The organism is Rhizobium sp. J15 (assembly GCF_002531825.1).
GTDB lineage: Bacteria > Pseudomonadota > Alphaproteobacteria > Rhizobiales > Rhizobiaceae > Rhizobium.
The window spans coordinates 59,950-76,403 of the sequence record NZ_NWSX01000007.1 but is presented as its reverse complement, the minus strand read 5'-3'; the positions used below and the strand labels follow the sequence as shown (position 1 = coordinate 76,403).

At 62.8% G+C, this 16,454-nt stretch carries 18 protein-coding genes; 7 read left to right on the top strand and 11 right to left on the bottom strand.

Features of this window, described 5'->3' with window-relative positions:
• Positions 1-7: 7 nt before the first annotated feature.
• From rplS to ffh, 6 genes are all read right to left on the bottom strand, one after another.
• Entirely contained in the window at positions 8-544 is a 537-nt protein-coding gene (gene rplS, locus CO670_RS08250; protein ID WP_097589797.1) for a 50S ribosomal protein L19, read from the bottom strand.
• 211 nt (positions 545-755) lie between these two features.
• Complete coding sequence (gene trmD, locus CO670_RS08245; RefSeq protein WP_097589796.1) at positions 756-1,457, bottom strand: tRNA (guanosine(37)-N1)-methyltransferase TrmD; 702 nt, start codon at positions 1,455-1,457, stop codon at positions 756-758.
• On the bottom strand, positions 1,457-2,026 hold the full coding sequence (rimM, locus tag CO670_RS08240) for a ribosome maturation factor RimM (protein WP_097589934.1): 570 nt from the start codon (positions 2,024-2,026) through the stop codon (positions 1,457-1,459). The genes trmD and rimM overlap by 1 nt, the downstream gene beginning before the upstream one ends.
• 116 nt (positions 2,027-2,142) lie before the next feature.
• Positions 2,143-2,514 (bottom strand): 30S ribosomal protein S16, encoded by a 372-nt coding sequence (gene rpsP, locus CO670_RS08235; protein ID WP_097589795.1) that lies wholly within the window; start codon positions 2,512-2,514, stop codon positions 2,143-2,145.
• Positions 2,515-2,563: 49 nt separating this feature from the next.
• Positions 2,564-2,884, bottom strand: coding sequence for a chorismate mutase (locus CO670_RS08230; protein ID WP_097589794.1), 321 nt, complete (start codon positions 2,882-2,884; stop codon positions 2,564-2,566).
• Between the two features lie 16 nt (positions 2,885-2,900).
• A complete protein-coding gene (gene ffh / locus CO670_RS08225) occupies positions 2,901-4,481 on the bottom strand; it encodes a signal recognition particle protein (RefSeq protein ID WP_097589793.1) in 1,581 nt (526 codons plus the stop codon).
• Between the two features lie 423 nt (positions 4,482-4,904).
• On the opposite strand from ffh, the gene CO670_RS08215 reads away from it, so the two are divergent.
• The 6 genes from CO670_RS08215 to CO670_RS08190 all read left to right on the top strand — a co-directional run bounded on the left by CO670_RS08215 (position 4,905) and on the right by CO670_RS08190 (position 10,272).
• Positions 4,905-5,108, top strand: a complete 204-nt coding sequence (locus CO670_RS08215; protein WP_097589933.1) for a hypothetical protein — start codon at positions 4,905-4,907, stop codon at positions 5,106-5,108.
• A 110-nt stretch (positions 5,109-5,218) separates the two neighbouring features.
• Positions 5,219-6,124 carry a diaminopimelate epimerase gene (gene dapF / locus CO670_RS08210; protein ID WP_097589792.1) on the top strand — a complete coding sequence of 302 codons (906 nt, stop codon included), beginning with the start codon at positions 5,219-5,221 and terminating at the stop codon, positions 6,122-6,124.
• Positions 6,121-7,392, top strand: coding sequence for a tRNA (N(6)-L-threonylcarbamoyladenosine(37)-C(2))-methylthiotransferase MtaB (gene mtaB, locus CO670_RS08205; protein WP_097589791.1), 1,272 nt, complete (start codon positions 6,121-6,123; stop codon positions 7,390-7,392). Before dapF ends, mtaB begins: the two co-directional genes overlap by 4 nt.
• A gap of 16 nt (positions 7,393-7,408) precedes the next feature.
• The gene (ftsY, locus tag CO670_RS08200; protein ID WP_097589790.1) at positions 7,409-8,965 is read left to right on the top strand and encodes a signal recognition particle-docking protein FtsY; all 1,557 of its coding nucleotides are present in this window, start codon (positions 7,409-7,411) and stop codon (positions 8,963-8,965) included.
• A 78-nt stretch (positions 8,966-9,043) separates the two neighbouring features.
• A complete protein-coding gene (locus tag CO670_RS08195; protein WP_097589789.1) occupies positions 9,044-9,688 on the top strand; it encodes a septation protein A in 645 nt (214 codons plus the stop codon).
• The gene (locus CO670_RS08190) at positions 9,685-10,272 is read left to right on the top strand and encodes a DUF2585 domain-containing protein (protein ID WP_097589788.1); all 588 of its coding nucleotides are present in this window, start codon (positions 9,685-9,687) and stop codon (positions 10,270-10,272) included. The genes CO670_RS08195 and CO670_RS08190 overlap by 4 nt, the downstream gene beginning before the upstream one ends.
• A 7-nt stretch (positions 10,273-10,279) precedes the next feature.
• Here CO670_RS08190 and CO670_RS08185 read toward each other — a convergent pair whose 3' ends face one another.
• The 5 genes from CO670_RS08185 to ccmA all read right to left on the bottom strand — a co-directional run bounded on the left by CO670_RS08185 (position 10,280) and on the right by ccmA (position 13,423).
• Positions 10,280-10,885 carry a DsbE family thiol:disulfide interchange protein gene (locus CO670_RS08185; RefSeq protein WP_097589787.1) on the bottom strand — a complete coding sequence of 202 codons (606 nt, stop codon included), beginning with the start codon at positions 10,883-10,885 and terminating at the stop codon, positions 10,280-10,282.
• Positions 10,882-11,049, bottom strand: coding sequence for a heme exporter protein CcmD (gene ccmD / locus CO670_RS08180; RefSeq protein WP_097589786.1), 168 nt, complete (start codon positions 11,047-11,049; stop codon positions 10,882-10,884). The genes CO670_RS08185 and ccmD overlap by 4 nt, the downstream gene beginning before the upstream one ends.
• Before the next feature lie 3 nt (positions 11,050-11,052).
• Positions 11,053-11,814 (bottom strand): heme ABC transporter permease, encoded by a 762-nt coding sequence (locus CO670_RS08175; RefSeq protein WP_097589785.1) that lies wholly within the window; start codon positions 11,812-11,814, stop codon positions 11,053-11,055.
• A gap of 48 nt (positions 11,815-11,862) precedes the next feature.
• Positions 11,863-12,522, bottom strand: a complete 660-nt coding sequence (ccmB, locus tag CO670_RS08170) for a heme exporter protein CcmB (RefSeq protein ID WP_097589784.1) — start codon at positions 12,520-12,522, stop codon at positions 11,863-11,865.
• A 265-nt stretch (positions 12,523-12,787) separates the two neighbouring features.
• On the bottom strand, positions 12,788-13,423 hold the full coding sequence (gene ccmA, locus CO670_RS08165) for a heme ABC exporter ATP-binding protein CcmA (RefSeq protein ID WP_097589783.1): 636 nt from the start codon (positions 13,421-13,423) through the stop codon (positions 12,788-12,790).
• Between the two features lie 261 nt (positions 13,424-13,684).
• Between ccmA and acnA the strand changes: the two genes are divergently transcribed.
• Positions 13,685-16,375 carry an aconitate hydratase AcnA gene (acnA, locus tag CO670_RS08160; RefSeq protein ID WP_097589782.1) on the top strand — a complete coding sequence of 897 codons (2,691 nt, stop codon included), beginning with the start codon at positions 13,685-13,687 and terminating at the stop codon, positions 16,373-16,375.
• Positions 16,376-16,454 lie beyond the last annotated feature (79 nt).

The following is a 16,454-nucleotide window of genomic DNA, read 5'->3' as shown; positions in this document are numbered from 1 at the left end:
GCAGATCTTATTCTGCTGCCTTCTCGGCTGCAGCGGCGGCTTCGGCAGCGGCCTTGGCTTCCGCAGCTTCTGCTGCTGCCTTCTCGGCGGCGAGCGCCTGAGCGGCTGCAACCTTTTCAGCTTCGATGCGTGCCTTTTCCTCGGCGATGGCGGCGCGCTCGGCGTCGTTGAGCTTGCGGGCGCGGACGCCGGTATCTTCAACGATACGGGCGGACTTGCCGCGACGGTCGCGGAGGTAATAGAGCTTGGCGCGGCGGACCTTACCGCGGCGGACGACGTCGACGCTTTCGATCAGCGGCGAGTAGACCGGGAATACGCGCTCGACGCCTTCGCCGTAGGAGATCTTGCGGACCGTGAAGTTTTCCTGCAGGCCGCCGCCGGAGCGGGCGATGCAGACGCCTTCATAGGCCTGAACGCGGGTACGGTTGCCTTCCGTGACCTTCACGTTGACGCGGACGGTGTCGCCCGGGGAGAATTCGGGAAGCGTGCGCTTGGCTTCGATCTTGGCGGCCTGTTCGGCCTCGAGCTGCTGAATGATGTTCATCGTCTTAACCTTTGGTTCTTCTGAAACAGCCAGAGCGCTCGACACTGGTCCTTTGGGGTAGCCTCAGGATTTTGCCCTTGCGGACGGGAGCGGATTCGCCATTCTTTGTTTGCTGGCAGACGGGGCTAACCCCATTTCCGCGTGCGCCAATACACGAAAGGCCGGGGCTTGTCATCCCTCGCAAGACATTTTTGTGAAAAGGCCGGCGGAATCAGCCGTTTTTCTCGTTTTTTGCCTTTTCGAGCAGATCCGGCCGGCGCTCCTCGGTCAGCTGCACGGCCTGCTGACGGCGCCATTTCTCGATGGCGCCGTGGTTGCCTGACGTGAGGACCGATGGAATTTCGTGGCCCTCCCACTCCTGCGGCCTCGTATAATGCGGATGCTCCAGCAGCCCGCCTTCGAAGCTTTCGTGCAGGCCGGAAAGATCGTTGCCCATCACGCCGGGCAGGATGCGGATGATCGCATCGAGCAGGATCAGTGCGGCCGGCTCGCCGCCCGACAGCACGTAGTCGCCGATCGACACCTCTTCCAGTCCGCGCGCCTCGATCACCCGCTGATCGACGCCTTCGAAGCGGCCGCAGACGATGATGACGCCTTCGCCTGCCGCAAGCGCGCGCACGCGCTCCTGCGTCAGCGGCCGGCCGCGCGGGCTCATCAGCAGGCGCGGGCGGGCATCGTTTTCAGAGATGCTGTCGATCGCGCGGCCGAGAACGTCCGGTTTCAGCACCATGCCGGCGCCGCCGCCGGCGGGGGTGTCGTCGACGGTGCGGTGTTTATCGGTGGCGAAATCGCGGATCTGCACGGCATCGAGCGACCACTGGCCGCGCTCCATCGCCTTGCCGGCAAGGGAATAGCCCAGATGCCCCGGAAACATTTCCGGATAGAGTGTCAGCACGCTCGCGCGGAAAGCCATCACTTCTTCTTTTTCGGCTTGTCGGGCGTGAATTTCGGAAGGTCTTCCGGGTCGTCGACCAGTCCTGCTGCCAGCGGATCGATCAGCAGCGTGCCGGCCTCCAGGTCGATTTCCAGCACCGAGGCTTCCGAGAAGGGGATCAGTACCGGACGCTTGCCCGGACCTTTCAGTTCGAGCAGATCGCCGGCGCCGAAATCGAAGACGCCGGTGACCGTGCCGTAGCTGACGCCCTTGTCGTCGCGTGCCTCTAGCCCTTCGAGATCGGCATAAAAGAACTCGTCGTCCTCCAGCTCCTCGTCGGGCAGGTTGTCACGCTCGATATAGAGTTCCAGCCCGTTCAGCGCCTCGGCGGCGTTGCGGTCGTTGATGCCGCGGAAGCGGACGACGACCATGTTCTTCGTCTCGCGGATTTCGAGGACTTCGAAGCTGCGTCCGTCCATGCTGTGCAGATGGCCGTAATCGCCGAGCGCGGCCGGGTCGGCCGTATAGGCCTTGGCGCGCACTTCGCCGCGCAGCCCCTGTGCGCCGCCGACCGTCGCCATCAGAACGGGGTTTTCAAGCTTTGTCATGGGTTCCTTCATGTGAAGCCGGAAAGACAGGCTTCTCATAAACGAAGTATGGGCGATTGGAAACGAAAACGGGCGGCATGTCGCCATGCCGCCCGCTCGATAGGGAAAGGTCCCGATTATTCCGCGGCGTCGGCAGCAGCAGCGGCGGCGTCAGCGGCCTTCTGAGCCTTTTCGGCGGCGCGTTCCTGGGCGCGCTTGCCCGGCTTCGCCTTGATCGGGTTGTTCTTGGCTTCGCGCTTGGCGACGCCGGCTTCATTGAGGAAGCGCAGAACGCGGTCGGTCGGCTGGGCGCCGTTGTCGATCCAGTGCTTGATGCGCTCGGCGTTCAGCTGAACGCGCTTCTCGTCGTCCTTGGCGAGCATCGGGTTCCAGGAACCGAGGTTTTCGAGGAAGCGGCCATCACGCGGGCTGCGCGCATCGGCGAGAACGACGTGGTAGTACGGACGCTTCTTGGAGCCACCGCGGGCGAGACGAATTTTCAGTGCCATGTTCTTTACTCCTTAGGCTTTTCTTGACCGCTTCGTGAGGCGGCAATGGTTATCGGGCTGGGGCGCTCTGTTCAGCGTGATCCGCAGCGATCTGCTCATGATGCCGGATGACTTCCTTGATGACGAAGTTCAGGAACTTCTCGGCGAAATCCGGGTCCAGATTGGCGGCTTTCGCCAGCTGGCGAAGGCGTTCGATCTGGTATTCCTCGCGCGCCGGGTCGGCCGGCGGCAGATTGTATTTGGCCTTCAGCACGCCGACCTCTTTGGTGCAGCGGAAGCGTTCGGCCAGCATGTGCACGAGAGCGGCATCGATATTGTCGATCGACTGGCGATAGCTCGCGAGCTGGGCTTTGACGTCTGGATCAATCATGGGGCAAGCGATCCTTTCACTTCTTCTTCGGCAAACCGGGCAATCCCGGGAAACCACCGCCAAGACCCGGCAGCTTCGCGCCGCCGAGGCCAGGCAAACCACCCGGCAGGCCGCCGAGACCGGGCATACCCCCACCCGGTTTTCCCAAACCCGCGGCTTCCGCCTGCTTCTGCAGGGCTTCGAGCTGCTTCGGGTCGATATTCGAGAGATCGGGCATGCCGCCCATGCCGCCGAGGCCCCCAAGCCCCATCTTGCCGGCGAGGCCGCCCATCATCTGCTTCATCAGGCCGCCTTTGCCCTTGCCGCCCATCATCTTCATCATGTCCGCCATCTGGCGGTGCATCTTCAGAAGCTTGTTGATGGCGGCGGCATCGGTGCCGGAGCCCGAAGCGATGCGCTTCTTGCGCGAATGTTTGAGAAGGTCGGGGTTGGCGCGCTCGGCCTTGGTCATCGACTGGATGATGGCGATCTGGCGGCCGAAAAGCTTGTCGTCGAGGCCGGCGGCGGCCATCTTGTCCTTCATGCCCGCCATGCCGGGCATCATGCCCATGATGCCGCCCATGCCGCCCATCTTCTGCATCTGGCGCAGCTGATCGGCGAGATCGTTGAGATCGAACTTACCCTTGGCCATCTTGGCGGCCATGGCGGCCGCCTTCTCGGCGTCGATGTTTTCGGCGGCGCGCTCGACGAGCGAGACGATGTCGCCCATGCCGAGAATTCGGTCGGCGATGCGGCGGGGATGGAACTCCTCGAGCTCGCTCATCTTTTCGCCGACACCGATCAGCTTGATCGGCTTGCCGGTGACGGCGCGCATCGAAAGGGCGGCACCGCCGCGGCCGTCGCCGTCCATGCGGGTCAGCACGAGGCCGGTGATGCCGACGCGTTCGTCGAAGTTGCGGGCGAGGTTGACGGCGTCCTGACCGGTCAAGCTGTCGGCGACCAGCAGGATTTCGTGCGGGTTCGACTTCTTCTTGATGTCGGCCATTTCGACCATCAAGGGCTCGTCGATATGGGTGCGGCCGGCGGTATCGAGAATGACGACATCATGGCCGCCGAGCTTGGCCGCCTGTACGGCGCGGGCGGCGATATCGGTCGGCGACTGGCCTGATATAACAGGCAGCGTATCGATATTGGCCTGGGCGCCGAGCTGGCGAAGCTGCTCCTGGGCTGCCGGACGGCGCGTATCGAGCGACGCCATCAGCACTTTCTTCTTCTCGCGCGTCGACAGGCGATTGGCGATCTTCGCCGTCGTCGTGGTCTTGCCGGAGCCCTGCAGGCCGACCATCATGACGACGACGGGGGCGGGCGCATGCAGGTCGATGCCGACGCCTTCGCCGCCCAGCATCTCGATCAACTCGTCATGGACGATCTTGACGACCATCTGGCCGGGCTTGATCGACTTTAGGATCTCGGCGCCGACGGCTTTTTCACGCACGCGGTCGGTGAAGGAGCGCACGACGTCGAGGGCGACGTCAGCCTCCAGCAGCGCACGGCGAACCTCGCGCAGCGCTGCGGAAACATCGGCTTCCGAAAGCGCGCCACGGCCTGTCAGTCCATTCAGAATGGATCCAAGACGGTCCTGGAGGTTTTCAAACATCGGCTCTTCCTTGATACGTTTCGGGCGGGTTCGATCTGCCCGGGAACGTCGTGCTTTTCCTTGACGAAAACAAGACGCAAAGCCAAAAAGCACCCGAGGGCGCATCGCGCTGTCGGGTGTTGACCTCCGGGATCTCAAAGTCCCGGTCGGCGGCTCGGAGTCATGCGGCTCGTCGCGGATTGGGCGCGATAAACAGGAAAGCGCCGGGAAAGTCAAGGCGAATACGCGGAATGACCGCATGGCGGGCTTTTCAGACGCCGTGCGACGCGGGCGCGCGGCAGTAAAAATTCCGGCCCGCAGTCCAAATTCGCTATAGCGGCCAGTTGCAAAATATTCTGCTTGTGATTCTACTTTCTACTTAAGTGCATCCTGTAAAATGATTCGTGAATATCCTTGATGCCGGATGATCCGGCGGAGATATCGATGATCAATCCTGATATTGAAAGCTGGGCGCTGGCACGGGCCCATCATATTGTCCTGAACGAAGGCCTGAATCTGGCAAAGGCGGCACAGGATCTGGATCGCAAACGGTCCCGTTCAATGGTCTACGAGCTGAGAAAGGTCATCACCGCCGCGATCGTCGAGGCGCATGCGGCGTCTTTCGAGCCCGACGGCAGACAGCGGTAGAGGCCGGCCGCTCGAAGGCTCGGCCGGTTCAACGCCTGCGCGGCACTCACCCACTGGTAATTCCCTCGCATTTCCGCCATATACAGCGGAAAGACGGACGGAATGATACCATGAGCGCAACGGTCGAATTCGCAAGGATGAACGGGCTTGGCAACAAGATCCTGGTCGTCGACATGCGTGGGCGGCCGGACAAGGTGACGCCCGCGGCGGCGGTCGCGCTCAATGCGGATTCCGAGACCGAGTTCGACCAGATCATGGCGATCCATGATCCGAAGGCCGAAGGCACCGATGCCTTCATCGACATCCTGAATTCCGACGGCTCGAAGGCGCAGGCCTGCGGCAACGGCACGCGCTGCGTCGTGCAGGCGCTTGCCGCCGAGACCGGCCGGAAGGCCTTCACCTTCCAGACGGTCGCCGGCATCCTCAATGCCGTCGAGCACGAGGACGGGACGATTTCCGTCGATATGGGCCGGCCGGTCTTCGACTGGGACAAGATCCCGCTCTCGGAAGAATTCCATGATACCAGCCGCATCGAGCTGCAGATCGGCCCGATCGACAATCCGGTGCTGCATTCGCCCTCGGTCATGTCGATGGGCAACCCGCATGCGATCTTCTGGGTGGACAAGGACGTGATGTCCTACGATCTCGCCCGTTTCGGGCCGCTGCTGGAAAACCATCCGATGTTTCCCGAGCGCGCCAACATCACTCTGGCGCAGGTCACCTCGCCGACGTCGATGACGACGCGCACCTGGGAGCGCGGCGCGGGCCTGACGCTTGCCTGCGGCTCGGCCGCCTGTTCGGCCGCCGTCAGCGCCGCGCGCACCGGCCGCACCGGCCGCAAGGTGACGATCAATGTGGCGAGCGCCAAGCCGCCGGCCACGCTTTCGATCGAATGGCGCGAGCGCGACGATCACGTCATCATGACCGGCCCGGCCGAATGGGAATGGTCGGGCAGGCTCGATCCTTCGACCGGTCTCTGGTCGCGCGACGACACCCGAGAGGTCGAGGCGCAGTGAGCGGCATCGAGGTCATTACTTTCGGCTGCCGCCTCAACACATATGAATCCGAAGTGATGAAGGCGCAGGCCGAGAAGGCCGGGCTCAACAATGCCGTCCTGGTCAATACTTGTGCGGTGACCGGCGAGGCCGTGCGTCAGGCCCGCCAGGCGATCCGCCGGGCGCGGCGCGACAATCCGCATGCCCGCATCATCGTCACCGGCTGCGCCGCGCAGACGGAAAAAGAGACCTTCGCCGCCATGTCGGAGGTCGATGCCGTGCTCGGCAACGAAGAGAAGCTTTCGAGCGCCTCCTATCGCAGCCTGCCGGATTTCGGCGTTTCGGCCGAGGAAAAGCTGCGCGTCAACGACATCATGAGCGTGAAGGCGACGGCGCCGCAGATGGTCAGGCACATCGACGGCCACGTGCGCGCCTTCATCCAGGTGCAGAACGGCTGCGACCACCGCTGCACCTTCTGCATCATCCCCTATGGCCGCGGCAATTCCCGCTCGGTGCCGATGGGAGCCGTCGTCGATCAGGCCCGCAAGCTCGTCGACAGTGGTTATCGCGAGATCGTTCTGACCGGCGTCGACGCCACCAGCTATGGCGGCGATCTGCCGGGTGCGCCGACGCTCGGGTTTCTGGCGAAGACTCTGCTGAAACAGCTTCCGGATATAAACCGTCTCAGGCTTTCGTCGATCGACAGCATCGAGGCCGATGCCCATTTGATGGATCTCATCGCCGACGAGCCGCGCTTCATGCCGCATCTGCATCTGTCGCTGCAGCATGGCGACGACATGATCTTGAAGCGCATGAAGCGCCGGCATTCGCGCGCCGACGCGCTGCGTTTCATCGAAGACGCCCGTCGCCTGCGCCCCGGGATGAGCTTTGGCGCCGATATGATCGCCGGTTTCCCCACGGAGACGGAAGAGATGTTCGGCAATGCCGTGCGGCTCGCCGAAGAGGCCGGCATCGCGCATCTGCATGTTTTCCCCTATAGCCCGCGTCCCGGCACGCCTGCCGCCCGCATGCCGCAGCTCGACCGGTCGCTCGTCAAGGATCGCGCCGCACGGCTGCGCGCCACTGGACATGGGCTGCATCAATCCCATCTCGATGGCATGGTCGGAACCCGGCAATGGCTGCTTGTCGAAAACAACGGCCTGGCGCATACGGAGAACTTCACGCTGGTCGCAGCCGCCGGCCTTCGCCCCGGCGAACTTGTGCCGGCCACGATCACCGGCCACAATGGCAAGCATCTCGACATGCAATTGACGGCCGCAGCGGCCTGACTTTCACGGAATCCTCATGGCGCTCAGTTTCATCAAAAAGGTCTTCACCTTCGGCAAGCTGGCTGAAGAGCCCGTGCCTGATGCCGTGGAAAGGGAGCTCGAGCCGCGCTCGCGCGACGAAGATCTGCCGGTCGCGGACGATCCCGTTCTTCCCGAGGAAATGGATACGGCGGGCGGACCGGCGGGGGATATTGATGAAGCGTCAGTAGAGCCGGAACCTGTCGCGGCTGAAACCGAAGTGCTGCCGCCGGCCGATCATCTGGGCGACATGGGCGTCGTGCCGTTGTCGCTGCTGGAGACCGAGGCGGAAGCGGAGGAAGATACCCTCCCTACCTTGCTGGGCGTCCCCCCCACAGGTGGGGGGACTGAGCAACTGGATGCCGCTCGCCAGACGATGGATGCGCAGAGCGAGCCCGCCGCTGCGGATGATGCAGTCAATGTGGCGGAAAACATTGCCGCGAGTTTCCCCCCACCTGTGGGGGGGATGCCCGGCAGGGTAGGGGGGGAGGCTGCGGACGCCGACATCTCAGCCGAAGCGCCTCTGCCACCATCGGAACCTATGGAGCCGGTACCAGCCGTTGAACCGATCCTGCCCAAAGGCTTCGCCACCGGCCCAAAGATCGTCGAACCGCAACCCATCATCCCGCAGCCGAAACTCAGCTGGTTCCAGCGGCTGCGCAACGGCCTTGCGCGTACCTCCTCGCAGCTCACCAACCAGATCACCGCGCTCTTTACCAAGCGCAAGCTCGATGACGAGACGCTGCAGGATCTCGAAGACCTGCTGATCCAGGCTGACCTCGGCGTCGAAACCGCGCTGCGCGTCACCGATACGCTAGCTTCCGAGCGCTACGGCAAGGACGTCACCGGCGAGGATGTCAGCCGCATCATGGCGTCCGAAATCGCCAAGGTTTTGAAGCCGGTCGCCAAGCCGCTGCAGCTCGACCTCTCGCACAAGCCGCATGTCATCCTCGTCGTCGGCGTCAACGGCACCGGCAAGACGACGACGATCGGCAAGCTGGCGGCGAAGCTTTCGGGCGCCGGGTTGAAGGTGATGGTGGCTGCCGGCGATACGTTCCGCGCGGCGGCGATCGAGCAGCTGAAGATCTGGGCCGAGCGGACCAATTCCGAATTCGTCGGCACCAAGCTCGGCGCTGACGCCGCCGGCCTTGCCTATGATGCCTTCGAGCAGGCGAAGGCCAAGAAGTGCGACGTGCTGATCGTCGACACCGCCGGCCGCCTGCAGAACAAGGCCGAGCTGATGGCCGAGCTCGAGAAGATCGTGCGCGTGCTCGGCAAGCTCGATCCCGATGCGCCGCATACGGTGCTGCAGACGCTCGACGCCACGACGGGCCAGAATGCGCTGAGCCAGGTCGAGATCTTCCGCAATGTCGCCGGCGTCAACGGGCTGATCATGACCAAGCTCGACGGCACGGCGCGCGGCGGCATTCTCGTCGCCATCTCCGCCAAGCACAAGCTGCCGGTCTATTTCATCGGCGTCGGCGAGGGCGTCGACGATCTCGAGCCGTTCGAGGCCGAGGATTTCGCCCATGCCATTGCCGGGCTTCCCCAATGATGCCACAGATAAGCCGCCGAAGACCTGCAAGGGACGGTCGGGAAACGAATTTTCAGAAATAGCAGGTTTGAAGAACGCATGACCACCGAAAGCGATATCACGCCGAGCGCGGCCGACCGCCATCATCCGATGCTGAAACTGGCGCTGGAACTCGGGCCGCTGATGATCTTCTTCTTCGCCAATCTGCGCGGCCAGTGGCTGGTGGAGAAATTTCCCGCCCTTTCCGAACTGGGCGGCCCGCTCTTCGTGGCAACGGCGCTCTTCATGGGGGCGACGGTCATTTCGCTGTTCGTTTCCAAGGTCGTTCTCGGCCATCTGCCGATCATGCCCTTCGTATCAGGCATCGTCGTCGTCATCTTCGGCTCGCTGTCGATCTGGCTGCAGAACGAGACCTTCATCAAGATGAAGCCGACCATCGTCAACGCGCTCTTCGGGGTCGTCCTGCTTGGCGGCCTCGCCTTCGGCAGGTCGCTGCTCGGCTATGTCTTCAACGCCGCCTTTCAGCTCGATGCCGAGGGCTGGCGCAAGCTGACCATCCGCTGGGGCATCTTCTTCCTGTTCCTTGCGGTGCTGAACGAAGTCGTCTGGCGCAATTTCTCGGACGATACCTGGGTCGCCTTCAAGGTCTGGGGTACGATGCCGATCACCATCATCTTCACGCTGGCGCAGATGCCGCTGGTGCTGAAGCACAGTCTTGCTCCCGAACCGGGCGGTGAAAAGTGAGCGCTGCAGACGCCGATTATCGGATAAGGCACCAGACCTTCTGGCTGGTCGCCTGCTTCACCGTCCTCCTCGCCCAGATCGTCGCCGAACATCTGATGGGCCGCGTGCCGATCTGCGCCTGCGGCTATGTCAAACTGTGGGAAGGCGGGGTCAATGCCAGCGGCAATTCGCAGCATCTGTCGGACTGGTACACGCCGTCGCACATCATCCACGGCTTCCTGTTCTACGGGCTCGCCCACCTGGTCCTGCGCCGCAAGCCGCTGGCGGCAAAGCTGCTCATGGCGCTGTTCATCGAATCCGCCTGGGAACTCCTGGAAAATTCGCCTCTCATCATCGACCGCTACCGCACGGCGACGATCGCGCTCGATTATTACGGCGACAGCATCCTGAATTCGGCGATGGACACCGTCTTCATGTGCCTCGGCTTCTTCTTCGCCTGGCGCGCGCCGGTGGCGCTGACGGTGGCGATCGCCATCTTCTTCGAGATTTTCACCGGCTATGTGATCCGGGACAATCTGACGCTTAACGTGGTGATGCTGATCTGGCCGGTGGAGGCGATCAAGGTCTGGCAGGGTGGGCTTTAGGTGATATTTACGAAGCCGGCTTCCCCAGCGCTTTTTCCATCGCCGGAAACAGCCCTTCCTTCAGGCTGATATCGTCGAAGGGGCCGACGCGCTTATAGAGGATGGTCCCGTCGGGGCCGACGAGGTAGCTTTCCGGAATGCCGTAAACGCCCCAGTCGATCGCCGCCTTGCCATTGGGATCGACGCCGATCGCCTGGTAGGGATTGCCGAGTTCGCCGAGGAAGCGCAGGGCGTTCTCGTTCTTGTCCTTGTAATTGACGGCGACGATGTTCAGCCGTCCGTCTTTCGCCAGATCCTTCAGAATAGGATGTTCGTCGCGGCAGGGAACGCACCATGAGGCGAAGACATTGACGAGCGTCAGCTTGCCTTTGACCGCGGCGTCGGTCAGCGCCGGCAGGTTCGAGCCGTCGAGCGGCGGAAGGTTCAGCGACGGCGCCTTGGTGCCGATCAGGGCGGAAGGGATTTCGGCGATGTTCTTGCCGTGGAAATCCTGGTCGTAGAGCATCTTGGCGGCCGTCGCCGCAATGCCGCCGAAGACGAGAAGCGGCAGAAGCGCCAGCGCATAGCTGGCAAATCCACGCGGCTTGATCTTGGTTTCAGGCGTCTCGCTCATTCGCCATTCCTTGGGCGCGCCGAGCGGCGGCGGATGCCGGCGGCTTCGAGGGCTGCGAGTTCCCGGCGGCGTGCCCGGCCGTCTGCCCAGGTCCACAGGATGACGGCGATCACTATGAGTGCGGCAAAGCCATAGGATGCGTAGACATAGAAGGCATGCGTCACGGCCTATTCCTCCCGGCTGGCCATGCGGGCGGCGAGACGGCGCTGGGCGGCGATGCGGCGGCGCCAGATCTCGTTTCTCATCGCCATGATGTGCATCGTGAAGAAGAGCAGGGTGAAGGCGATCGCCATGACGAAGAGCGGGCGCAGAAATTCCGGATCGATCGCCGGTCCGTCGAGACGCATCACGCTTGCCGGCTGATGCAGCGTGTTCCACCAATCGACCGAGAATTTGATGATCGGGATATTGACGAAGCCGACGAGGATGAGCACGGCGGAGACGCGCGCGGCTTTCGACGGATCGTCGATGGCGCGGCCGAGCGCAATCAGGCCGAGATACATCAGGAAGAGAATGAAGACGGAGGTCAGCCTGGCATCCCAGACCCACCAGGTGCCCCACATCGGCTTGCCCCAGAGCGAGCCGGTGACGAGCGCGAGCAGAGTGAAGGCGGCGCCGAGCGGTGCTGCGGCCTTGGCGGAAACATCGGCGAGCGGGTGGCGCCAGACGAGCGTGCCGATCGCGGAGAGGCTCATCACCGTGTAGCACATCATCGAAAGCCAGGCGGCGGGAACGTGGACATACATGATGCGCACGGTCTCGCCCTGCTGATAATCGCCTTCAGTGGCGAAGCTCAGATAAAGACCGGCCGCAAAACAGAGGGCGGTGATGCCGGCCATCCAGGGAATGACGCGCGCCGCCAGGGCCAGAAACCGCGTCGGGTTGGCGAGGTCGCTGAATTTGCTGATGGCAAGGCTCGTTTCGCTCATGACCGCTTCCTTATCTTGATCCGGCTGTTCCCGCAATCGAAAGGCCAATCAATCCGCCGTGTTTCGCAGCGCGAGCGCGGCGGCGGCCGGTCCGATGACGGCGAAGAACAGCGTCAGCGCGATCAGGATGAGGAAGGGCGGAAGGAAGGGCGCGGGCTCCTCGACGGCGGCATATGTCGCGCTGACACCGAAGATCAGCACGGGGATCGTCAGCGGCAGCACGAGGATCGAGACCAGAAGGCCGCCGCGGGGCAGGGCGACGGCGACGGCAGCGCCGACGGCGCCGATGAAGGTGATGGCAGGCGAGCCGACGAAGAGGGTCAGCATGGTGGCGCCGATCGCCGTCTCGTCCATGTTCATGAACAGGCCGAGCAGCGGCGAGGCGATGACCAGCGGCAGGCTGGTGGCCGTCCAATGGGCAAAGCATTTGACGAGTACGGTAAGGACCAGCGGCGTTTCCTGCATCAGCATCAGATCGAGCGATCCGTCGTCGCGCTCGGCCTGGAACAGACGGTCGAGCCCGAGAAGGGCGGCCAGCAGCGCCCCGATCCAGACGATAGCGGGGCCGATGCGGGAAAGCAGCTTGAGATCGGGGCCGACGCCGAAGGGGATGACGGCGACGATCGTCAGGAAGAACAGCACGCCGATCAGCGCGCCGCCGCCGGCGCGGATCGAGAGCTTGAGATCGCGGAGGAAGAGGGCGGTCATGCGGAGTGCTTTTCCCTGATGGGTGAGGAAAACCTGTCCCAGGAGGCCGAGGAAAACCCCTCCCCAACCCCTCCCCACAAGGGGGAGGGGTTAAGCTGCGGTTTCCGACGGCGGCCAAAAGCAAACGGCGCATGCTCTGTTGCCGTTCTGCAGATTACGACGATGCGGTGGGCATGGGGCGGTGCGACACGATAGCCCCTCCCCCTTGTGGGGAGGGGTCGGGGAGGGGTTTTGGGCTCGTATCCCCGCAAGTTTCCACAAACCATCATCCCCACACCCCCTGATCCACACCCGCAAAGCCCGTCATCTTCAATTCCCGCGCATTTTTCAGTCCCAGTGGCTGATGTGTCGCCGCCAGCACGATGCCGCCCTTTGCCAGATGCGCTTCGATCAATCCTGCAAATAGCCGGTCGGCGCTGGCATCCAATGCCGCTGTCGGTTCGTCGAGGATCCAGACGGGGCGGTGGGCGACGAGTAGCTTGGCGAAGGCGAATCGGCGCTGCTGGCCGGCGGAGAGATAGGCGAAGGGGAGATGGGTTATTCCGGAGAGGCCGACGGCCTCGGCGGCGTCCTCCGTGGAGAGGCTGGCATTGCCGAGAAAGCTCCGCCAGAAGTCCAGATTCTCCACAACTGTAAGTTCATTCTTCATCGCATTTCGATGGCCGAGGTAGTGGCTGACCTCGCCGGGATGACGGCCCTGCGGGCTCTCTTCGTCGCGGAAGATCACCGTGCCCTTTTCCGGCCTGAGGAGACCGGCGGCAACGCGCAGCAAAGTGGACTTTCCCGATCCATTTTTGCCGGTCAGGACCAGCGCTTCTCCCGCCTCCAAGTGAAAGGAAACGTTAACGAAAATGAGATCCTCACCACGCCTTGCAGCCAGATTTTCGGCGGTGAGATGCATGCGTCGGCTCTTTCTTCGTAGCGGCTTCAGGCGGGGTCAAAAAATGTCCGATTTTGATCGTTCTCGGGTATGGCAAGTTTTTAGGAAATTATCTATAAGACCGGCAACCACGCCAGCGGTCGGCGTGAATTTCATCCTTGCGCCGAACTTGGAGCGTTTGCTCCACGTGCGGACAGCGGAAATGGCCGTACCCGCATCCTGATGTGCATTAAGTGCATAGGCGTTCGCACGACTGTGTTGGCTATCAGAACGGGGTTTCTCGTGTCTAAATCTCTTGACAGTTTCAATTGTCGTTCCACGCTTTCCGTGAACGGGAAGGACTATGTCTATTACAGCCTGCCCAAGGCTGAGGCAAACGGTCTGGCCGGCGTATCGAAGCTCCCCTATTCGATGAAGGTGCTGCTCGAAAACCTGCTGCGCTTCGAAGATGGCCAGTCGGTCACCAAGGAGCACATCGTGGCCGTTGCCGAGTGGCTGAACAACAAGGGTGCGGTCGAAAACGAAATCGCCTATCGCCCGGCGCGCGTGCTGATGCAGGACTTCACCGGCGTTCCCGCCGTCGTCGACCTTGCCGCGATGCGCGACGCGATGGTGTCGCTCGGCGGCGATCCCGAGAAGATCAACCCGCTCGTTCCTGTCGACCTCGTCATCGACCATTCCGTCATCGTCGATGAATTCGGCACGCCGCAGGCTTTCGCCAAGAACGTCGAGCTGGAATATCAGCGCAACGGCGAGCGCTACCGCTTCCTGAAGTGGGGCCAGCAGGCATTCAAGAATTTCCGCGTCGTTCCTCCCGGCACCGGCATCTGTCACCAGGTCAACCTCGAATATCTCGGCCAGACCGTCTGGACCAAGGAAGAGGACGGCGAGACGATCGCCTATCCCGACACCTGCGTCGGCACCGACAGCCACACGACGATGATCAACGGTCTCGGCGTTCTCGGCTGGGGCGTCGGCGGTATCGAAGCGGAGGCGGCTATGCTCGGCCAACCGGTTTCGATGCTTCTGCCTGAAGTCATCGGCTTCAAGCTGACCGGCAAGCTCAAGGAAGGCGTCACCGCGACCGACCTCGTTTTGACCGTCGTGCAGATGCTGCGCAAGAAGGGCGTCGTTTCCAAGTTCGTCGAATTCTTCGGCCCCGGCATGGACAACATGCCGCTCGCCGACCGCGCGACGATCGGCAACATGGGTCCGGAATACGGCGCCACCTGCGGCTTCTTCCCCGTCGACGGCGAGACCATCAACTACCTCACCATGTCCGGCCGCACGCATGACCGGATCGCGCTGGTCGAAGCCTATTCGAAGGCCCAGGGCATGTGGCGCGAAGGCGATGGCTCCGATCTCGTCTTCACCGACACGCTGGAACTCGACCTCGGCGACGTCGTGCCGTCGATGGCCGGCCCGAAGCGCCCGGAAGGCCGCATCGCGCTCGAAAACATCGCTTCCGGTTTCGCCGGCTCGATGGATGCCGACTACAAGAAGCCCGGCCAGCTTGCCAACCGCTATGCGGTCGAAGGCACGGATTTCGATCTCGGCCATGGTGACGTCGCGATTGCCGCCATCACCTCCTGCACCAACACCTCCAACCCGTCGGTGCTGATCGCCGCCGGCCTTCTTGCCCGCAACGCCGTTGCCAAGGGCCTGAAGACCAAGCCGTGGGTCAAGACCTCGCTCGCTCCGGGATCGCAGGTCGTCGGCGAATATCTCGCCAAGTCCGGCCTGCAGGCCGATCTCGATAAGCTCGGCTTCAACCTCGTCGGCTTCGGCTGCACGACCTGCATCGGCAATTCCGGCCCGCTGCCGGCGCCGATCTCGAAGACGATCAACGACAAGGGCCTGATCGTATCCGGCGTGCTCTCCGGCAACCGTAACTTCGAAGGCCGTATCTCGCCTGACGTCCAGGCGAACTACCTCGCTTCGCCGCCGCTCGTCGTCGCCTATGCGCTCGCCGGCACGGTGCAGAAGGACCTGACAAAGGAGCCGATCGGCGAGGATCAGAACGGCAAGCCGGTCTATCTCAAGGATATCTGGCCGACCTCGCACGAAGTGCAGGAGTTCATCCAGAAGTACGTCACCCGCGAGCTCTATGAATCCAAGTACGCCGACGTCTTCAAGGGCGACGTCAACTGGCAGGCAGTTCAGGTTCCGCCGGGCCAGACCTATGCCTGGGACGACAACTCGACCTATGTCCAGAACCCGCCCTATTTCGTCGGCATGGGCAAGAAGGGCACCGGCGTCGCAGACATCAAGGGCGCACGCGTCCTCGGCCTGTTCGGCGACAAGATCACCACCGACCACATCTCGCCGGCCGGTTCGATCAAGGCGGCTTCGCCGGCAGGCGCCTACCTCATCGGCCATGACGTCGCAGTTGCCGACTTCAACCAGTACGGTACGCGCCGCGGCAACCATGAAGTGATGATGCGCGGCACCTTCGCCAATATCCGCATCCGCAACCACATGCTCGGCCCGAACGGCAAGGAAGGTGGCTACACCATCCATTACCCGTCGAAGGAAGAGACCTCGATCTACGACGCAGCCATGCAGTACAAGTCCGAAGGCGTGCCGCTCGTCATCTTCGCCGGTGTCGAATACGGCAACGGCTCGTCGCGCGACTGGGCTGCCAAGGGCACCAACCTGCTCGGCGTCAAGGCGGTGATCGCCCAGTCCTTCGAGCGTATCCATCGCTCGAACCTGGTCGGCATGGGCGTCATCCCCTTCGTCTTCGAAGAGGGCACGACCTGGCAGAGCCTCGGCCTCAAGGGCGACGAACTCGTCACCATCGAGGGCCTGGACAAGATCAAGCCGCGCGAGCGGAAGATCGCCAAGATCACCTATGGCGACGGCTCCGTGAAGGAAGTTCCGCTGCTGTCGCGCGTCGATACGCTCGACGAGGTGATCTACCTCAACAATGGCGGCATCCTGCAGACGGTTCTGCGCGACCTCGCTGCCTGATTGTTAACAGCTTGCTATGATAATGGCCGCCGGAGAGCAATTTCCGGCGGCTTTTCTTTGCGGCGACAGTATTCGGGCG

Bases quoted from the DNA above. Each gene is read 5' to 3' on its own strand.
- ftsY (WP_097589790.1), top strand. From the start codon at position 7,409: ATGGCGCTCAGTTTCATCAAAAAGGTCTTCACCTTCGGCAAGCTGGCT.
- CO670_RS08185 (WP_097589787.1), bottom strand. From the start codon at position 10,885: ATGAGCGAGACGCCTGAAACCAAGATCAAGCCGCGTGGATTTGCCAGC.
- ccmA (WP_097589783.1), bottom strand. From the start codon at position 13,423: ATGCATCTCACCGCCGAAAATCTGGCTGCAAGGCGTGGTGAGGATCTC.
- dapF (WP_097589792.1), top strand. From the start codon at position 5,219: ATGAGCGCAACGGTCGAATTCGCAAGGATGAACGGGCTTGGCAACAAG.
- rplS (WP_097589797.1), bottom strand. From the start codon at position 544: ATGAACATCATTCAGCAGCTCGAGGCCGAACAGGCCGCCAAGATCGAA.
- rimM (WP_097589934.1), bottom strand. From the start codon at position 2,026: ATGACAAAGCTTGAAAACCCCGTTCTGATGGCGACGGTCGGCGGCGCA.
- rpsP (WP_097589795.1), bottom strand. From the start codon at position 2,514: ATGGCACTGAAAATTCGTCTCGCCCGCGGTGGCTCCAAGAAGCGTCCG.
- CO670_RS08175 (WP_097589785.1), bottom strand. From the start codon at position 11,814: ATGAGCGAAACGAGCCTTGCCATCAGCAAATTCAGCGACCTCGCCAAC.
- trmD (WP_097589796.1), bottom strand. From the start codon at position 1,457: ATGGCTTTCCGCGCGAGCGTGCTGACACTCTATCCGGAAATGTTTCCG.
- CO670_RS08215 (WP_097589933.1), top strand. From the start codon at position 4,905: ATGATCAATCCTGATATTGAAAGCTGGGCGCTGGCACGGGCCCATCAT.
- ccmB (WP_097589784.1), bottom strand. From the start codon at position 12,522: ATGACCGCCCTCTTCCTCCGCGATCTCAAGCTCTCGATCCGCGCCGGC.
- ffh (WP_097589793.1), bottom strand. From the start codon at position 4,481: ATGTTTGAAAACCTCCAGGACCGTCTTGGATCCATTCTGAATGGACTG.
- CO670_RS08230 (WP_097589794.1), bottom strand. From the start codon at position 2,884: ATGATTGATCCAGACGTCAAAGCCCAGCTCGCGAGCTATCGCCAGTCG.
- CO670_RS08195 (WP_097589789.1), top strand. From the start codon at position 9,044: ATGACCACCGAAAGCGATATCACGCCGAGCGCGGCCGACCGCCATCAT.